This is a genomic window from Rhodomicrobium sp. R_RK_3, assembly GCF_002198715.1.
GTDB lineage: Bacteria > Pseudomonadota > Alphaproteobacteria > Rhizobiales > Rhodomicrobiaceae > R-RK-3.
The window spans coordinates 101,431-119,391 of sequence record NZ_MWLK01000031.1 but is presented as its reverse complement, the minus strand read 5'-3'; the positions used below and the strand labels follow the sequence as shown (position 1 = coordinate 119,391).

Sequence of the window (17,961 nt, the reverse complement as noted above, 5' to 3'; positions counted from 1 at the left end):
GCGGGGCTCGTCTGCCGATATATGCCTGCCAGCGCCGCCCGGGATCGCGCCCGCGGCGGCGTTGCCGTGTCTAGAGGGTCACGCATCGGCGGCGGCCTGATCGCGCTCAGCGATGCGCTGCGCCTGCCACGCGCCGATTTCGGCGGCGTCCCACACAACGGTTGCCGATCCGATCTTGATGGGGCGCGGAAACTCGCCTGCCTCAACGGCGCGGTAAAGCCACGATTTCTTTTTTCCGATTGCCGCTTCTACCGCGGGCAGGCGCAAAAATTTGCGCAGTGGCGCATCAGCCATATCGAGCTCCTACTGGGTACGAGGTGGAACACAGGGGGAGCGGGACATTGAACGATCCGCTCGACACACAGCGCGACGGGCTGGTGTGCCGTGGCGCACCGACATTTTTTGTGATTCCTCCTTGGATAGCAAGCGCCTTTTTTCGCTATCCCCGGAAGGCCTTGGACAGCTTTTTTATGACAGGAAGCGAAACGACTTTGTCGCCCGGGGTGGCAGCCTTCACCACGTCGAGGTGGTCGGCGTACCACTGCAGCATGGCGCGGCGCTCCGGTAGATATTCGGCCGAATTATAGGCGCCGCGGATTTTGTCGTCATCGTCATGCGCGAGTTGGCGCTCGATCGCATCGGAATCGAAACCGCGCTCATTAAGGATCGTGGATCCGATGCCGCGAAAACCGTGCGTCGTCATCCGAGAGTGATAACCCATCCGATACAATGCGAAGAGCATGGTGTTATTGGACATGATGCCTTCGCGTGCCGGCGATGTGAACAAAAGCGGTGAGCACCCGGTGAGGGGGCGCAGCTCGTCCAGTATCGCCACGGCCTGCTTGGGCAATGGAATTAAGTGCTCGCGGGCCATCTTCATTCGCTCTTTGGGGATGCGCCAAAGCGGTTCCGCCGTGTCGAGACCTTCGAATTCTGCCCACAGCGCGCCACGCACTTCGGTGGTCCGAGTCAGAGTCAGAATGACAAGCTTCAAGGCAAGGCGGGTCGTTGCCTCGCCATCGTAACCGTCAATCGCGCGCAATAATTCTGGCAGCTCATTCAGGTGAACCCGGCCGCGCGGCTTCACCTTAGGCGAAGGCTTCAGCGATCCCAGAAGATGATCGCACGGATTTTCCGCCTTTGGGATAATGCCCTCAGATACCGCAAAACGAAAAATTTGACTGACGTGCTCCCGGACCCGCTTCGCCATCACCAGCGAACCGCGCGCCTCGATCTTGCGCAACATCTGCAGCAGCTCAGGCACTGTGATGTCGGCAATCAAACGCTTCCCGATTACGGGGAAAACATCCGCTTCGAGCCGGTCCATGATCTGGCCGGCGTATCGCGGCGCCAGCGACGCTTTCTTGTTCTCGTGCCACATTCGGCCGACAGCCTCGATTGACCGATCTGCCGCATGCGTCAGTGCCATCTTTTCGAGTTTGCGCACTTCCCCGGGGTCGATGTTTTCGGCGAGCTGCAGCTTTGCCGCATCGCGGGCCTTCCGAGCAGCGCTGAGGGTCACAAGTGGGTAGACGCCGAGCGCCATCGTCTTTTGCTTGCCTGCGAATCGATACGAGAGGCGCCAATATCGCTTGCCGTCCGGCTGCACCAATATGAAAAGACCGCCGCCATCCGCCAGTTTCCAGGGTTTTTCACGCCCCTTTGCTGCCCGCAAAAATGTGTCTGTCAAAGCCATGTTGGTATCAAAGCCCCCGCTCGCGGTTGGTACTATCAAAGGTACCAACCGCTTTACCAACATATTTTATGGATGCCAATGGACCAATGCGGAAGGGATTGGACGCGCACACGTTGGTTTTTAAGGCTTTCCAATGTTTGGAAGCACGCCTTTGGAAGGTCGTGGAATTGAAATTGGCTGGGGCGCTAGGATTCGAACCTAGGAATGACGGGATCAAAACCCGTTGCCTTACCACTTGGCGACGCCCCAATTCCTAACCGTGAGATAGCGAGGTTTCCCCCTATTGTAAAGCCGTAGAGTTGGCCGGTGGCGAGGTGAACAAAATAAGAACGTCGATCGCGCTGCGCGGCCTCGGAGAGGGGACGGCCTGCTTATGGCTTCATCAAAAAGGTCACGGGCGGAGGATAGGTGGATGCCCATACCGAAATCTGATTGCGCACCGATTTCGCCCCAATTAAGACTCCCCGCGTCCACAGTGTTTGGACAGGTGGGGACCTTCAGGGCATGTCGAAGATTGGATTAGGTATCGTAATCCCAAGTCTGGTTCTGTATTTTATAATCCTATTCTGGCTCGTGAAGGATCTTTATATTTACGACTGAGTGAATTTTGCATTCTTTATTTAAAGAGCAAGCACCGCAACTCACATTATAGTCTGAAAGCGATCAGCCCGGCGGCGCGTCGATTGCGCCGCCGGGCCATGGTCACTCTTTCTTCGGCTCCGGTTCGGCGTCTGGCGCGGCGGCCGGCGGCACGCTATCGCTCGCCGGTGTCGGTACGGCGGCGGGGGCGGGCAGGGCGTCCTGGTCCGCGGCGGCGGCCGGGGGGGCGTCTGGAGCCTTGGCGGCGGGAGCGGGGCGGCTGTCCGTGGCGCTTTGGCCGAGGTCGCCGATCACCGGACCGCTATAGCGCGTCGAGGCATCGGTCGTGCCGCCGCCCGAGTGCGGCGCGCCGCCCGCGCTCGCAGGCTCGCTTCTGCGCGCAAGGAAATAGGTCAGGATCGCCGTCAACAGCCCGATCAGCGCCGCGCCGATGGCATAGACCGGCTCCAGCGTGCGCGCCTGGATCACCAGCCAATCCCATGTCGTCACGTCGACCTTGATGCTGGCGTCGAGCGTCTTCACCAGCAGCGGCGGCATGGTGCCGTCCGGGCCCTGCAAATGGGCGTAGAGCCGCAATTTCAGGGTTTTGTCAGTGCCGGTTTCGGTCGGCGAGACCTGCCAGTTCCAGCTCACCGGCTGCGGCGGCACCACCGTGCGCTCCTGGCGCGCGGAGGGGGTGATGTCGAAATCGCGGCCGGTCAGCTCGGCCGACATCACGCGGGTGATCTTGCTGATGCCCTGCTGCACCGCGCCGGGCAGGCCCTTCAGCTCCTCCGAGACTTCGGCGGGCAGATCCTTGCCTTGCCAGTCGGTGCGCAGGACGAGGGCGATCTCGGTCTTGCGGCCGAGCAGCATGGTGTCGGGGCGGTTGAATTCGAGCGGCTTTTCCAGCAGCCGGTCGAGCGCCAGGTTGAGATCGGGGCAATTGCTCAGCACGCCGAGCGCGCGGCATTCCTCCTCGCCCAGCGTGCCGGTGACGCTGCCGCCGGGAGCGGCGGCCTTGGTTTCCGGTGCGGGCGTCGCGCCATCCGGTGCCGGAGCCATTGCAACGGGCGGAGGCGGCGGTGCGGCGGCTTCAGGCGCGGCTGCGACGGGCGCCGGTTCCGGAGCGGCAGGGCTCGGCGCGGCGGCCGTCTCGCTCGGCGCGGGCGTTTCGGCGGCCGGGGCACTCTGGCCGGCCTGCGGCAGGGCGCCCGGAGCGCTGTCCTGCGGAGCGGGAGCGGAGGGCGGCTCGGCCGCGGCCACGGGCTGATTCTCGCTCGGCGCGGGGCTGGCGGACGGCTGCGGCTCCGCCGGTGAAGCGTCCGGTCCGGCCGCGACTTGCGGCGGCGCGGGCGTTGCTTCGGGCGCAGGCTGAGCGGCCGGCTGCGGCTCACTCGGAGCGACCTCGGGAGCTGGCGCGGGGCTGGGGCTTGCCGTTTCCGGCGCGGCAGCCGCTTGCGGCGATGCCGGTATAGCCTCCGGCGCGGCCGGGGCAGGGCTCGTCGGCTCGGGAGCGGTCGCGACTTGCGGCTCGGGAGCGGGCGAGGGCGCCGCGGGCGCGGCTTCCGGCGCGGCGGGCGCGGCCTCCACCGGCTTGGCTTCGGCGGACGCGCCGGTCTCCGGCCCCGGATAGGCGACGCCGAGTGCGGTGGCGACGGCGGTCAGCGCGGATTTGGCATCGCCGGGAGCCACGGTTTTCTCGGCGAGCCGGGCGCAGACCGCGCCAAAATAGGCGCGCCGGACGAGCGCTTCGTCCGCCCCGTGCGTGCTCGCCAGCGCGGCGACGCTTGCCTTGGCGGCGTCCGGCAGCTCGGCGAGGCGGTCCGCGAGCGCATCGGCATCGGCCTGGGCCTTCGCCGTGATCGCGCCGGACGCATCGGCATTTTCGATTGTCACCGCCGGGCCGCATTGCAGCGCATCGGCGCGTTCGGCGGCGACTGCCGGTGTCGCCCGCAGGTCGGCCGCTGAGGCGATGGTGGATAGGACAGACAATATAATGGCTGCAGCTAGGCGCATTGCCGAGACCTCCCCTAGACGTCCCGCCACGCGAGTGCGGGCTCCCCGCGCCTCCCATAGCACGGCGACGGCGACGGCGTTAACCCTTTAGCGGAAGGTTTTCGCGGCTGTCCGCAGACTATGGCCGTTCGGCATCGTCGGCGCCGGGCGTCGCCGGGGGATAGGCGGCGGCGACCCGTTCGGCGAAGGCGGCGAAGCGCCGTTCGGCGATGGCGAGGCGTGCTTCGGCCATAAGGTCTTGATAGAAATGGACATTCGCCCAGCTCACCAGCATCGCGCCGAGGATTTCACCGGCCTTGAACAGGTGATGCAGATAGGCGCGGGAATAGTCGCGGGCGGCCGGGCAGGCGCTGGATTCATCGAGCGGGCGGCTGTCCTCGGCATAGCTCGCATTGCGTAAATTCATTTTCCCCGCCCAGGTGAAAGCCTGGCCGTGGCGGCCGGAGCGGGTCGGCATCACGCAGTCGAACATGTCGACGCCGCGCGCGATGGCGGCAACGAGATCGGAGGGCGTGCCGACGCCCATCAGATAGCGCGGCTTGTGCGCGGGAAGCAGCGGCGTGGTCGTCTCCAGCGTGCGGAGCATCGCGGCCTGTCCCTCGCCGACCGCGAGGCCGCCGATGGCATAGCCTGGGAAATCCATCGCCGTCAGCGCGGCGGCGGAGCGGGCGCGCAGATCGGGAAAAATGCTGCCCTGGACGATGCCGAACAGCGCCTGATGCGGGCCGGCCATTTCGGCGAAGGCGGCACGGGAGCGCTCGGCCCAGCGCAGCGACAGTTCCATGGATGAGCGGGCGGCCTCCGAGGTCGCCGGGAAGGGCGTGCATTCGTCGAACTGCATCTGGATGTCGGCGCCGAGCAGGGTCTGGATTTCGATCGAGCGCTCGGGGGTGAGCGTATGGCTGGCGCCGTCGATATGGGATTGGAAGGTGACGCCCTGCTCGGAGATTTTTCTGAGCTGCGACAGCGACATCACCTGGAAGCCGCCGCTATCGGTGAGGATCGGGCCGGTCCAGTTCATGAAACGGTGCAATCCGCCGAGCCGGGCGACGCGCTCGGCGCCGGGGCGCAGCATCAGATGATAGGTGTTGCCGAGGAGGATGTCGGCGCCGGTCGCCTTGACGCTGTCGGTCAGCATCGCCTTGACGGTGCCCGCCGTGCCGACCGGCATGAAGGCGGGCGTGCGGATGGCCCCCCGCGAGGTGGTGATCTCGCCGAGGCGCGCGGCCCCGTCCTGGGCTTTCAGGGTGAAGGCGAAGGGCGTCGTCATGCGCGCAAGGGTTCGGGCGCGAGCAGGCAGGCATCGCCATAGGAATAGAAGCGGTAGCCGTCGGCGATGGCGTGGGCATAGGCGCGTTGCATGAGATCCAGACCCGAGAATGCGGAGACCAGCATAAATAGGGTGGATCGCGGCAAATGGAAATTGGTGATGAGCAGGTCCGCAGCCTTGAAGCGGTAGCCGGGCGTGATGAAGATCGCCGTATCGCCGGAAAACGGCTCGATGCGGCCATCCTCGGCGGCGGCGCTTTCGAGCAGGCGCAGCGAGGTGGTGCCGACGGCGACGATGCGGCCGCCTTCCGCCCGCGCGGAGTTGAGGCGGGCGGCGGTTTCGGCGGAGAGGGTGCCCCATTCGGCATGCATGCGGTGATCGGCGGTGTCCTCGGCCTTGACCGGCAGGAAGGTGCCCGCGCCGACATGCAGGGTCAGCAGGGCGGTGCCGATGCCGGCGGCGGCGAGCTTGGCGTTCAGCGCGTCGGTGAAGTGCAGGCCGGCGGTCGGCGCGGCGACGGCGCCTGGTTCGGTGGCGAAGACGGTCTGGTAGTCGTCGAGGTCGCGCGCATCGGCGGGGCGGCGCGAGGCGATATAGGGCGGCAGCGGCATCTTGCCGTGTTCCGCGAGGCGGGTCTCGAACGGGGTATCGCCTGCGTCGAAGACAAGGGCCAGTTCCCCGGCATCGAAGCGCTCACGGACGACGGCCTGGAAATCGGGGCCGAAGGCCAGCCGGTCGCCCGTTTTGAGTTTTTTCGCGGGCCGCGCGAAGGCGTGCCATTCGGTGTCGGAAATCCGCTTATGCAGCGTGATGCCGATCGGCGTCGAGCCCTCGGGGCGTCCCAGATGGCGGGCGACGAGCTGAGCCGGCAGCACGCGCGTGTTGTTGAACACCAGCACGTCGCCCGGCCGCAGGAACTCGGGGAGGTCGGCCATCCGGCGGTCCGCCAGCTCCGGCTCCCCGCCCGGCGCGACGATCAGCAGACGCGCCGCCTCGCGCGGCTCGGCCGGGCGGAGCGCGATGCGCGCCTCCGGCAGCTCGAAGTCGAACGCATCGACGCGCACGGCCCGGTCAGGCCGGGTCGGCGGCGACGCGCAGCGTGTTGATCTTGTCCGGATTCTTCACCGGCTCGCCGCGCTTGATCTTGTCGACATTCTCCATGCCCTCGATCACCCGGCCCCAGGCGGTATATTGCCGGTCGAGGAAGGTGGCGTCGCCGAAGACGATGAAGAACTGGCTGTCGCCGCTATTGGGGTCGCTGGAGCGGGCCATCGAGACGATGCCGCGCTCATGCGGCGTTGCGTTGAACTCGGCCTTCAGCTTCTGGCCGGAGCCGCCCATGCCGGTGCCGGTCGGGTCGCCGGTCTGCGCCATGAAGCCGTCGATGACGCGGTGGAAGACGATGCCGTCGTAAAACCCCTTGCGCGCCAGCTCCTTGATGCGCGCGACATGGTTCGGCGCGACATTGGCGAGCATTTCGATCACCACGCGGCCATGCGTCATGTCCATGATCAGCGTGTTTTCGGGATCTTTGATCGTCGCCATGAGGGTCATCCTTTTCTGGTTATCGAGGGGTTAGCCCCGCTTATTTTGCGTCCGATGCCAGCTGCATCTTGACGATGATATCGGGATTAAAGACTTCGCCGCTGGAGCTGTTCCCTTTTTTTATCTTGTCCACGAACTGCATGCCGTCAACCACCTCGCCGAACACCGTGTACTGGCCGTTCAGATGGGGCGAATCCTCGAAGACGATGAAGAACTGGCTGTTGGCGCTGTTCGGGTTGCCGGTGCGGGCGGCGCCCAGCGTGCCGCGCTTGAACGGCGTCTTGGTGAATTCGGCGGGCAGGTCCGGATAGCTGGAGCCGCCGGCGCCGGTGCCGGTCGGGTCGCCGGTCTGGGCCATGAAGCCGGTGATGACGCGGTGGAATTTCAGGCCGTTATAGAAACCTTCCTTGATGAGCTTCTTGACCCGCTCGACATGTTTGGGCGCAAGGTCGGGGCGTAATTCGATGGTGACGCGGCCGCCTTTGAGGTCGAGATAGACGGTGTCCTTGCTGGCGGCCTGGACGCTGGCGGCGGTCAGCACGGCAAAAGCGAAGAGGAGGCCGAAAATACGCATCATCTCAGGCGAACTCCGAATGGATGGGCCGGCTCACGGTGCGGCGGGCGAATTGAACTTGTCGTACAGGCGCTTGGCGACCGCCGGCGGGACGAAGGCGGTGACGTCACCGCCCATTTGCGCGATCTGGCGGACAAAAGTGGCGGCAATGTGCCGGTAGGCGCTCGAGGCGGGCAGGAAAATCGTATCGAGATCGGGCGCCAGCGCGGCGTTCATGCCGGACATCTGCATTTCATAGTCGAAGTCGGTGGCGTCACGGATGCCGCGCAGCACGGCCGAGGCGCCATGGGCGCGGGCGGCGTCGACCACGAGGGTGTCGAAAGTGACGACCTCGATGCCGCGGGCGGCGGGCAGGGCGGCGATCTCGAGGCGCAGCAGCGCGACGCGCTCGTCGTCCGAATAGAGCGGCTTTTTGCCGTGATGCACGCCGACGCCGACCACGACGCGGCCGAACAGCCGCGCCGCCCGCGCGATCAGGTCGAGATGGCCGAAGGTGACGGGATCGAAGCTGCCGGCATAGAAGACGGTGCGGGACATGGCTATGTCCTCCGCGCGGCGAGCCAGAGGCCGCCACAGACCAGCATCAGCCCGCTGGCGCCGTCGGCGACGCGGCGGCGGCGGCCGGTGAACCAGTCCTTGGCCGAGCCGACGGCCGTTGCGAGCGTGGCGTCGACCGCGGCGATGGTCAGCACGAAGGTGACGGCCATCAGCGCCAGCTGCGGCGCGACGGCTGAGGCCGGGTCGATGAATTGCGGGAAGAAGGCGCCGAGGAAGAGCAGCACCTTCGGGTTGGAGAGCGAGACGGCGGCGCCCTGGAAGAACCAGCGGCCACGGCTCGGCGCGGGGACGGGACCGGCGGGGCCGTTGCGGAAGGCGGCGCGCAGCTGCTTGTAGCCGAGCCAGACCAGATAGGCCGCGCCGACCCAGCGGATAACGTCGAACCAGTGGCTGGCAGCGCTCATCACCGAGCCCATGCCGAGCGTAGCGGCGAGGACGAGGATGGAGAGGCCCGTGGCGCTGCCGAGCACGGTCATCAAGGCGGCGCGGGTGCCGTGGGCCGTGCCGGTTGCGAGGAAGAGCGACATGTTGGGGCCGGGCGTGATCGCCAGCACGAAGCAGGCGAGGACGAAGGTGAGATAGAGTTGAATGGACATATCCGCGCTCACGAAAGATTGGGAGTCGAGCTTTTCCAGGACGCTAGCCTACTCATAGAACTTTCCCGCGAGGAGAATCTGCGCCACCCGCTGCCAAACAGTTCCCGCGGCGGTTTCGACGATGCGGCTGGCTTCCGCCGGGCTAGCGTTGGCCCAGGCTGCGGCCGCTTCAAGGAAATTGCCGATCGTACCATTCTCCCATCCGTTCGCTCCCGGGCCGTATGGATGGGATGGCTGACCTCGTTCCTTGGCCTCCTCGTCGTTCCAGTCGTCTGCCAAAGCCTTAAGGAAGCGCAGAAAGGAGGCCTCATCGACCACGAGTTCCGCCGTCTGATTCAGATCGGCCTTCATGCTTTCCTCGTCACAGCAGCAGGGAAGAGCATCCGCACGTCCCGCCGACGCTATTCGCCAGCGGGCGGCTCGCCGGCGTCCCCGGCCTCGCCGCCTTCGTCGCCGTTCTCGCCATTGCCGTTACCATTGCCGTTCGCGGTGCCGTCATCGGAAATCGGGCGGACCGAGACCACGCGCTCGCCCTCGGCGGTGTTGAAGATGCGCACGCCCTGCGTCGAGCGGCCGACGATCGAGATGCCCTCGACCGGGCAGCGGATCATCTGGCCGCCATCGGTGACGAGCATGATCTGGTCGGTATATTCGACCGGGAATGAGGCGACCAGCTTGCCGTTGCGCTCATTGACGATCATGCCGATGATGCCTTTGCCGCCACGGCCGGAGACGCGGTATTCATAGGCGCTGGTGCGCTTGCCGAAGCCGTTTTCGGAGACCGTCAGCACGAATTGCTCGGACGCGCCGAGCTCGGCATAGCGCTCCGAGGTCAGGTCGGCGGTCGCCTCGGCGCCTTCGGTGCCTTCCTCGGCGCCCATATCGGGCTCATCGGCGGCCGGGCGCTCGCCGGTCGCGGCGCGGCGGATGGCGCTCGCCTGCTTGACATAGGCGGTGCGCTCGGCGGGCGAGGCCTCGACATGGCGCAGGATGGCCATCGAGATGACGCTGTCGTCGCCTTCGAGCTTAATGCCGCGCACGCCGTTCGACTCGCGGCCCTTGAAGACGCGCACATCGGAGACCGGGAAGCGGATGGCCTGGCCGCCCGCCGTGGTCAGAAGCACATTGTCGTTCTCGGTGCAGATGCCGACGCCGATGATCGCCGCGCCCTCGTCGAGCTTCATGGCGATCTTGCCGTTCTGGCGCACTTCGACGAAGTCGGAGAGGTCGTTGCGGCGGACATCGCCGATCGAGGTGGCGAACATCACGTTGAGGCTGGCCCAGGTCGTCTCGTCCTCGGGCAGCGGCATGATGGTGGTGATGGATTCGTCCTGCTGCAGCGGCAACAGGTTGATCAGCGCCTTGCCGCGCGATTGCGGCGCGGCGGCCGGCAGGCGCCACACCTTCATCTTGTAGACCATGCCGCGCGAGGAGAAGAACAAGAGCGGCGTGTGGGTGTTGGCGATGAACAGGCGGGTGACGAAATCCTCGTCGCGCGTCGCCATGCCGGAGCGGCCCTTGCCGCCGCGGCGCTGGGCGCGATAGGTCGACAGCGGCACGCGCTTGATATAGCCGCGATGGCTGACGGTGACGACCATGTCCTCGCGCTGGATCAGGTCCTCGTCGTCGACATCGGCCTCGACATCGACGATCTCGGTGCGCCTCGGCGTTGCGAACTCCTTGCGGATCGCCAAGAGCTCGTCCTTGATGATGGTGACGACGCGGGCGCGCGAGCGCAGAATATCGAGATAATCCTTGATGCTCTCGCCGAGGGCGCGCATCTCCTCGCCGATTTCGTCGCGGCCGAGGGCGGTCAGGCGTTGCAGGCGCAGATCGAGGATGGCGCGGGCCTGGACCTCGGAGAGGCGATAGGTGCCGTCATCCTGGACGCGGTGGCGCGGGTCGTCGATCAGCGCGATATAATGGGCGACGTCCGCCGCCGGCCAATGGCGCTCCATGAGCTGGTCCTTGGCGGTCGAGGGATCGGGCGCGCTGCGGATCAGCTTGATGACTTCGTCGATATTGGCGACGGCGATGGCGAGGCCGGCGAGGACATGGGCGCGGTCGCGGGCCTTGGCCAAGAGGAATTTGGTGCGGCGCGACACCACGACTTCGCGGAATTGCGCGAAAGCCTGGATCATGTCTTTCAGATTGAGCTGCTCGGGACGGCCGCCATTCAGCGCGACCATATTGGCGCCGAAGGTGCTTTGCAGCGTCGTGAAGCGGTAGAGCTGGTTCAACACCACATCGGCGACGGCGTCGCGGCGCAGCTCGATGACGACGCGGTAGCCCTGGCGGTCGGATTCGTCGCGCACGTCGGAGATGCCGTCGATGCGCTTCTCGCGCACCAGCTCGGCGATGCGCTCGATCATCGTCGCCTTGTTCACCTGATAGGGGATCTCGGTGACGATCAGCGCCTCGCGCTCCTTGCGCACGGTCTCGACGCTGACGCGGCCGCGCATGACGATGGAGCCGCGCGCCTTGTGATAGGCGGCCCGGATGCCGGCGCGGCCGAGGATGAGGCCGCCGGTCGGGAAATCCGGGCCGGGGACGATCTCGATCAGCTCTTCGATGGTGATGGCCGGATTGTCGAGATAGGCGATGCAGGCGTCGATGACTTCGCCGAGATTATGCGGCGGGATGTTGGTCGCCATGCCGACCGCGATGCCGCCGGCGCCATTGACCAGCAGATTGGGGTAGCGCGCGGGCATGACCACCGGCTCGCGCTCGGAATTGTCGTAATTGTCCTGGAAATCGACGGTGTCCTTGTCGAGATCGTCCAGGAGGGCGCCGGCGACCTTCTGCAGCCGGACTTCGGTATATCGCATGGCCGCGGGCGGATCGCCGTCGACCGAGCCGAAATTGCCCTGGCCGTCGATCAGCAGCAGGCGCATGGAGAAATCCTGCGCCATGCGGACGAGCGCGTCATAGACGGCCTGATCGCCATGCGGATGGTATTTACCGATGACGTCGCCGACGACGCGGGCGGATTTCCGGTAGGGCTTGTTCCATTCATAGCCCTGCTCGTGCATCGAATAGAGGATGCGCCGATGCACCGGCTTCAGGCCGTCGCGCACGTCGGGCAGCGCGCGGGCCACGATCACGCTCATGGCGTAATCGAGATAGGAGCGCTTCATCTCGGCCGCGATCGAGATCGGACGGATGTCCGAACCTTCGTCGCTGCCGCCGCTATGTTGGGGTTTTTCTGCCAATGGATCAGCCGGAGAAAGTCTTCGCCACGTTTCAATTCCGCGTCGTCACGACACGCATGCGTTCGCTTGTGGATGGGATTTGCGGCGGACTATAGCCACGAAATCACGCGGTAGCAACCAGCGCGGGTGCCGGCCGCGACAATACGAACAGACTTCAGCCGGGAGCGCCGCAACCGCCTCAGAACGGGATCTCGTCGTCCAGATCCTTGTCAAAGCTCTTGCTGCTGCTGCTGGGGCCGGCGTCAGCGCCGCGCGAGCGACCGCCGCTGGAGCGGCGTTCATCGCCTCCCCGGTCATATGGGGTGGTTTCCTCGCTCATGCCACCGCCGCCGGCGCGTCCGTCGAGCATGGTCATGACGCCGTTGAAGCCCTGCAGCACGACTTCGGTCGAAAAGCGCTCCTGGCCGCCCTGGTCTTCCCATTTGCGGGTCTGAAGCTGGCCCTCGATGTAAACCTTGGCGCCCTTCTTCAGATATTGCTCGGCCACCTTGCAGAGCGGCTCGCTGAAGATGACGACGCGGTGCCATTCGGTCTTCTCGCGCTTCTCGCCGGTGGCCTTGTCGCGCCAGTTCTCGGACGTGGCGATGCGCAGGTTGCAGATCGGACGGCCGTCCTGCGTGCGGCGGATCTCCGGGTCGGCGCCGAGATTGCCTACCAATATGACTTTATTCACCGAACCGGCCATGACGTGCCTCTCTATCCCTTACGATTCGGCTGGCATTCTAGCGCCCGGCGCCGGGCCATGCCGCAACGCGCCCGGGCTTTTCCACATGCCAGGCCAGCGCATGGGAGATGCAAGGGGTTGATGTTCTGGAAAAGTTCTAGACGGCCCGGGGCGGCTTGTCAAGCCAAGCGGTCAGTTGGTGCAAATGCTTACGCGCGCTGCCAAGGCGGACAGAAAAAAGCGCGGGCCGGAAGGGCTCGCGCTCAGAGGAGGAGAGGACGAATTGGCAAGGTTTGCGGCGGTCAATCGCAGGAATTGTAGCCGGACGGCACCGTGATCCATTTGCAGTATTTCTCGCCGCCGACGCATTTGCGGACATAGCGGCAATATTCGCGGCCGAAATACCAGATGCACTCGCGCTGGCGGAAGCAACGCGGCTCGTTATTCTCGCAGACATATTTCTGGCGGTAGCCGGCACCGCCGCAATGGTGGTAGCGGCGCTTGTATTTGTATTCGTCGCCGTCATCGCCATTGTCGTCGTCGTAGCGGCGGTCGTAATCGTCATAGGATTTGTCTTCGCGGTAGCCGCCATAATAGCCGGCCTTGAGAAAGCTGGCCTCGCTGAGGGCGGGGGCGAATGCGGTCGGATAGGAGGCGGCTTCGGCGCTTGCCGGAGCCAGGAGCGCGAACGCGCTGACGATCAGCGCGGCGAGGAGGCAAGACAGATGTCGTCCCATGATGTGAGATCCCAGTCATTCGAGAAAATGCTGGGACGAAAATGGTGCAATTTGAAACGGATTAGAACGAAATTTGAATAAAAGGGTAAACGAGACCGCAAGAGGCGTTAATGGGACATTGATGTCCCCGAAGCATCGAATGGCCCAGAGCGATCCGCGCCGGGCCACTCGATGAGGCCGGACTATTTACATTTGAAGGTAACGGTGCGGACGATCAGGTTGTTTTTTTCGTTGCTCTCGGGGATCTCATTATATGGGTCGACGACGACATAGACCTTGCGCTGCCCCTCGAAGCCGCGGCCGGTCTTGACGACGCCCTTGCCGGCCAGGATGTCGGTCGAGAACAGCTCGAGCGGCTGCAGCGCGTTCGGAACGATGTCCTCGTCCTTGACGTCCAGCGTCTCGGGGATGTAGACGGCTGAAATCGGCTTGGCGAGCAGGCGGTCGGCCCGCGCATCGCCGCGGTTCTTGATGGCGATGGTGCCGGTGATCAGCGGGTCGCCGACATCGCAGCCGCCGGCTTTGATGACCGTCTCGGAATCGACGATGACCAGATCAGGCGCCGGCGTTTTCGATGTTTCTTTGCTGGTCTCTTCTTCGTGCTTCTTCTTGCCCTGCGCCGCGACGAGATCTGCCCCCAATACGGCGATGATCCCGGCAAGCGCAATTGCTACGCCCCGTCTTGCGACACTCATGCGAAATACTCCAAGCGGTTGAAACGACCTAAGGAACTGCACTTTGTGACGGTTTCATTACAAAGCCGAATGATCTAGCAGAGAGATCGCAGCCGCCGCAAATAAAGAATTATGGCCATGCAAGGGTGTTTTTGAGGCGCTCGCAGGCACTTGTTCAGGTTGGGATTTGGGCACAAAAAAGCCGCCCCTGGATCGCTCCGGGGACGGCGTTTATTCGCGTCGCGGCTGCTAGGCCGCCTTCGAGTTCGAGCGCTTGGCCACCGAGGCTTCGGCGCGCAGATCCGGCGGCGTCGCCTCGGCCGCAAGGTCGGCGATCGTCTCGGCGAGACCGGCGACGGTCTGCGCCTGGCTGCCGAGCCGCCGGACCGATACGGTCCGCTCCTCGGCCTCGCGCTTGCCGACGACGAGCAGCACCGGCACTTTGGTCACCGAATGCTCGCGCACCTTATAGTTGATCTTCTCATTGCGAAGATCGGTCTCGACGCGCAGCCCCGCCGCTGCCAGCGCCGCCGCCACTTCCACCGCATAATCGTCGGCGTCGGAGACGACGGTGGCGACGACCGCCTGCACCGGCGACAGCCAGAGCGGCAGATGGCCGGCATAGTTCTCGATCAGGATGCCGGTAAAGCGCTCCAGCGAGCCGAAAATGGCGCGATGGATCATCACCGGCACATGCTTTTCGCCGTCGGCTCCGATATAGAAGGCGCCGAGCCGCTCGGGCATGTTGAGATCGACCTGCACGGTGCCGCATTGCCAGTCGCGGCCGATGGCGTCGCGCAGCGTATATTCGAGCTTGGGCCCGTAAAACGCGCCTTCGCCTTCGTTGAGCACATAGGCGACGCCGGCGGCGGTCATCGCTTCCTTCAGCGCCGCCTCGGCCCGGTCCCAGACCTCATCCGCGCCGACCCGCTTTTCCGGGCGGGTGGCGAGTTTGATCTCGACCTCCTCGAAGCCGAAATCCCTGTAGATGTCGAGGATCAGGGCGTTGAGCTTCAAGCACTCGTCCTTGAGCTGGTCCTCGGTGCAGAAGATATGCGCATCGTCCTGGGTGAAGTGGCGCACCCGCATGATGCCGTGCAGCGCGCCGGACGGCTCATAGCGATGCACCTTGCCGAATTCGGCGAATTTCAGCGGCAGGTCGCGGTAGCTCTTCAGCCCGTTCTTGAAGATCTGCACATGGCCGGGGCAGTTCATCGGCTTGCAGCAATAGACCTTCTCGTCGGGGGTCTCCGCGATATACATATTGTCGCGGAATTTCTCCCAATGGCCGGACTGCTCCCAAAGGGTGCGCTCCATCATGTCGGGCGAATTGACCTCGACGAAGCCTTCGGCGGTCTGGCGGCGGCGGATGTAATTCACCAGCCCCTGGAACAGGGTCCAGCCCTTCGGATGCCAGAACACCGAACCCTGCGCCTCTTCCTGGAAGTGGAACAGGTCCATCTCCCGGCCGAGCCGTCGGTGATCGCGCTTCTCCGCCTCCTCCAGCATCTTGAGATAAGCCTCAAGCTCCTCGGGCTTGGCCCAGGCGGTGCCGTAGATGCGCTGGAGTTGCGGGTTGCGGTGATCGCCGCGCCAATAGGCGCCCGCCAGCTTCTGCAGCTTGAAGGCCTTGCCCACTTTGCCGGTCGAGGTCATGTGCGGGCCGCGGCAGAGATCGAGCCATTCGCCCTGCCGGTAGATCTTCAGCGTCTCGCCTTCGGGGATGGCGTCGACGAGTTCGACCTTGAAGGCCTCGCCGGCCTTTTCGAAATAGGCCCGCGCCTCGTCGCGGCTCCACACTTCCTTGGTGAGCGGCATGTCCCTGGCGATGATCTCGTGCATCTTGGCTTCGATCTTGCCGAGATCGTCGGGGGTGAAGCTCTCCTCGCGGTAGAAGTCGTAATAGAAGCCGTTCTCGATCACCGGGCCGATGGTGACCTGGGTGCCCGGATAGAGCGCCTGCACCGCCTCGGCCATCACATGTGCGGCGTCGTGTCGAATCAATTCGAGGGCATCGGGATCCTCGCGTGTGAGAATTTTCACAGCGCCGTCCCGCTCGATCGGATCGGCAAGGTCGGCAAGCTGCCCGTTCAGAGAAATCGCGACGGCTTTCTTGGCGAGGGATTTGGAAATCGAAGCGGCGAGCTCGGCGCCGGTAATCCCCTGATTATACTCGCGAATCGAGCCATCGGGGAAGGTCAGTTTGATCATGGAGGCCTCTCACTCCCGCAAACGCAGCGGGTAAGACAGTTGAAGACGGATGGCAGCTATCATTAACGACGCGGCATTTCAATACGGGATTCCCCTAAGGAAATTTTGCATTTTCTTTAAAGGTTGGGCTATGGTCTCCCAAATCGCAACAAAATTGGCGGTCATAAGGCGTTGAGACCAAGCATGGGGTGGGCGGTATGCGTGTGACATCATGGACTTCAGCAATCATATCAGCCGGCGCTCTGCTTCTGAGCTGCTCGGCTTATGCACAAACGGCTGCGGAGAATTTTCAGCTCGCGCAAGCTGCCGGCGGGGCGGTGCCCCAGCGCGATCAATTCGTCGAAGAGTTGAACGCGAATACGGTGACCATCGTTTCGGGCAACCCGAACGGAACCTACCTGTTCATGGCCTATGACATGTCGGCGGTGCTCGACGACGGCAACAAGCTGCGCGTCCTGCCCGTGCTCGGCAAAGGCGGCGGCCAGAACACCAAGGACATTCTGTATCTTCGCGGCGTCGACATGGGTATCACCCAGTCGAACATCCTGCGCTACTACAACAAGACCGGCGAAGTCGGTAAGAATATCGCCAATCGGTTGCGCTATGTGACGCGCCTCTACAATGAAGAACTTCACCTGCTGGTCGCGCCGAACATCAACAGTGTTGAAGACCTGCGCGGCAAGAAGGTCAATTTCAGCGATATAGGCAGCGGCACGCAGACTTCAAGCCAGCTCATCTTCGAGGCGCTGCGCATCCCAATTCAGGAAGTGAATATGGGCCAGGCCGATGCTTTCGAGGCCATCAAGAAGGGCGAGATCGCCGCAACCATCCTGATCGCGGGCAAGCCGACCGGCGCCTTCGCCAAGATCAAGCCGAGTTCGCCCGACTACAAGCTGCTGCCCTTCCCCTATCCGGCGGCTTTGCAGGACGACTATCTTCCCGCGACGCTGACGCATGAGGATTATCCGAACATGATCCCGGAGGGCCAGACCGTCGAGACGATCGCGGTCGGCGCCGTGCTGGCGGTGTTCAATTGGGCACCCAATACCGACCGCTATAAGCGGGTGGCGAAATTCACCGAGGCGTTGTTCAAGAATTTTGACAAGTTCCTCGAGAAGCCGCGCCATCCGAAGTGGAAGGAAGTCAATCTGGCGGCCGATCTGCCGGGCTGGCAGCGTTTCGGCGCGGCGCAGGAGCTGCTCGACAGCTCCAAGGTGCAGACCGCGAGCCAGACCCAGCTCAAGCAGGATTTCGACCGCTTCCTGACCAACGCCACGCCGAATGAATCCGCGGCCACGATGAGCGACGACCGGCGCGATGCGCTGTTCCGCAAATTCCTGGAATGGCAGGGCACGCAGCGCTAAGCCGCCAGCCGTCCGCCGCCGCATCGACAGGCGGCGGCGCTGTAGGAATGACGACACAATCCGAGCCGTTTGGAAGCGCGATCGAATAGATGATTTGATCGCGCTTCAGCCATGCGCTGAGCGGGCAGCTAGGCGCTTATACGCGTCAAAATAGCATTTGTTGCGCTGCAATATCCCTGACAGATTTGCCCCCGTGTTAGTTGCGAAACAGGGTACGGGGCGAATGAAATCCTTGCGTATTTTGGCGTCGGCGACGCTTATG

At 64.1% G+C, this 17,961-nt stretch carries 16 protein-coding genes and 1 tRNA gene; 1 reads left to right on the top strand and 16 read right to left on the bottom strand.

The features are described from left to right. Window positions 1–78: 78 nt before the first annotated feature. The 16 genes from BLEFHOIH_RS18340 to thrS form a co-directional block, all read right to left on the bottom strand. Window positions 79–294 (bottom strand): AlpA family transcriptional regulator, encoded by a 216-nt coding sequence (locus BLEFHOIH_RS18340; RefSeq protein WP_088347467.1) that lies wholly within the window; start codon window positions 292–294, stop codon window positions 79–81. A gap of 145 nt (window positions 295–439) precedes the next feature. Beyond that, entirely contained in the window at window positions 440–1,696 is a 1,257-nt protein-coding gene (locus BLEFHOIH_RS18335) for an integrase arm-type DNA-binding domain-containing protein (RefSeq protein ID WP_088347533.1), read from the bottom strand. Between the two features lie 174 nt (window positions 1,697–1,870). Continuing rightward, a tRNA-Gln gene (locus BLEFHOIH_RS18330) sits at window positions 1,871–1,945 on the bottom strand. Window positions 1,946–2,398: 453 nt separating this feature from the next. After that, window positions 2,399–4,270 (bottom strand): hypothetical protein, encoded by a 1,872-nt coding sequence (locus BLEFHOIH_RS18325; protein WP_088347466.1) that lies wholly within the window; start codon window positions 4,268–4,270, stop codon window positions 2,399–2,401. Between the two features lie 142 nt (window positions 4,271–4,412). Further along, complete coding sequence (gene tgt / locus BLEFHOIH_RS18320) at window positions 4,413–5,564, bottom strand: tRNA guanosine(34) transglycosylase Tgt (protein WP_088347465.1); 1,152 nt, start codon at window positions 5,562–5,564, stop codon at window positions 4,413–4,415. After that, window positions 5,561–6,628 carry a tRNA preQ1(34) S-adenosylmethionine ribosyltransferase-isomerase QueA gene (queA, locus tag BLEFHOIH_RS18315; protein ID WP_088347464.1) on the bottom strand — a complete coding sequence of 356 codons (1,068 nt, stop codon included), beginning with the start codon at window positions 6,626–6,628 and terminating at the stop codon, window positions 5,561–5,563. Before queA ends, tgt begins: the two co-directional genes overlap by 4 nt. Window positions 6,629–6,635: 7 nt before the next feature. Then, window positions 6,636–7,100: a peptidylprolyl isomerase gene (locus BLEFHOIH_RS18310; RefSeq protein ID WP_088347532.1), complete on the bottom strand. Its 465-nt coding sequence runs from the start codon at window positions 7,098–7,100 to the stop codon at window positions 6,636–6,638. A gap of 49 nt (window positions 7,101–7,149) precedes the next feature. Beyond that, the gene (locus tag BLEFHOIH_RS18305; protein ID WP_170937246.1) at window positions 7,150–7,686 is read right to left on the bottom strand and encodes a peptidylprolyl isomerase; all 537 of its coding nucleotides are present in this window, start codon (window positions 7,684–7,686) and stop codon (window positions 7,150–7,152) included. A gap of 30 nt (window positions 7,687–7,716) precedes the next feature. Further along, a complete protein-coding gene (gene coaD / locus BLEFHOIH_RS18300) occupies window positions 7,717–8,220 on the bottom strand; it encodes a pantetheine-phosphate adenylyltransferase (RefSeq protein ID WP_088347463.1) in 504 nt (167 codons plus the stop codon). A gap of 2 nt (window positions 8,221–8,222) precedes the next feature. Then, entirely contained in the window at window positions 8,223–8,837 is a 615-nt protein-coding gene (locus tag BLEFHOIH_RS18295; RefSeq protein WP_088347462.1) for a LysE family translocator, read from the bottom strand. 48 nt (window positions 8,838–8,885) lie between these two features. Further along, on the bottom strand, window positions 8,886–9,188 hold the full coding sequence (locus BLEFHOIH_RS18290; RefSeq protein ID WP_088347461.1) for a hypothetical protein: 303 nt from the start codon (window positions 9,186–9,188) through the stop codon (window positions 8,886–8,888). 50 nt (window positions 9,189–9,238) lie between these two features. Further along, window positions 9,239–12,049 carry a DNA gyrase subunit A gene (gyrA, locus tag BLEFHOIH_RS18285; protein ID WP_280950386.1) on the bottom strand — a complete coding sequence of 937 codons (2,811 nt, stop codon included), beginning with the start codon at window positions 12,047–12,049 and terminating at the stop codon, window positions 9,239–9,241. A gap of 178 nt (window positions 12,050–12,227) precedes the next feature. Further along, entirely contained in the window at window positions 12,228–12,734 is a 507-nt protein-coding gene (locus BLEFHOIH_RS18280; RefSeq protein WP_088347460.1) for a single-stranded DNA-binding protein, read from the bottom strand. Between the two features lie 281 nt (window positions 12,735–13,015). Further along, window positions 13,016–13,450 (bottom strand): hypothetical protein, encoded by a 435-nt coding sequence (locus BLEFHOIH_RS18275; protein ID WP_088347459.1) that lies wholly within the window; start codon window positions 13,448–13,450, stop codon window positions 13,016–13,018. 182 nt (window positions 13,451–13,632) lie between these two features. After that, complete coding sequence (locus BLEFHOIH_RS18270; RefSeq protein WP_125461784.1) at window positions 13,633–14,145, bottom strand: CARDB domain-containing protein; 513 nt, start codon at window positions 14,143–14,145, stop codon at window positions 13,633–13,635. A 228-nt stretch (window positions 14,146–14,373) separates the two neighbouring features. Further along, window positions 14,374–16,335: a threonine--tRNA ligase gene (gene thrS, locus BLEFHOIH_RS18265; protein ID WP_088347457.1), complete on the bottom strand. Its 1,962-nt coding sequence runs from the start codon at window positions 16,333–16,335 to the stop codon at window positions 14,374–14,376. 197 nt (window positions 16,336–16,532) lie between these two features. Between thrS and BLEFHOIH_RS18260 the strand changes: the two genes are divergently transcribed. After that, window positions 16,533–17,699 carry a TAXI family TRAP transporter solute-binding subunit gene (locus BLEFHOIH_RS18260; RefSeq protein WP_088347456.1) on the top strand — a complete coding sequence of 389 codons (1,167 nt, stop codon included), beginning with the start codon at window positions 16,533–16,535 and terminating at the stop codon, window positions 17,697–17,699. Window positions 17,700–17,961 lie beyond the last annotated feature (262 nt).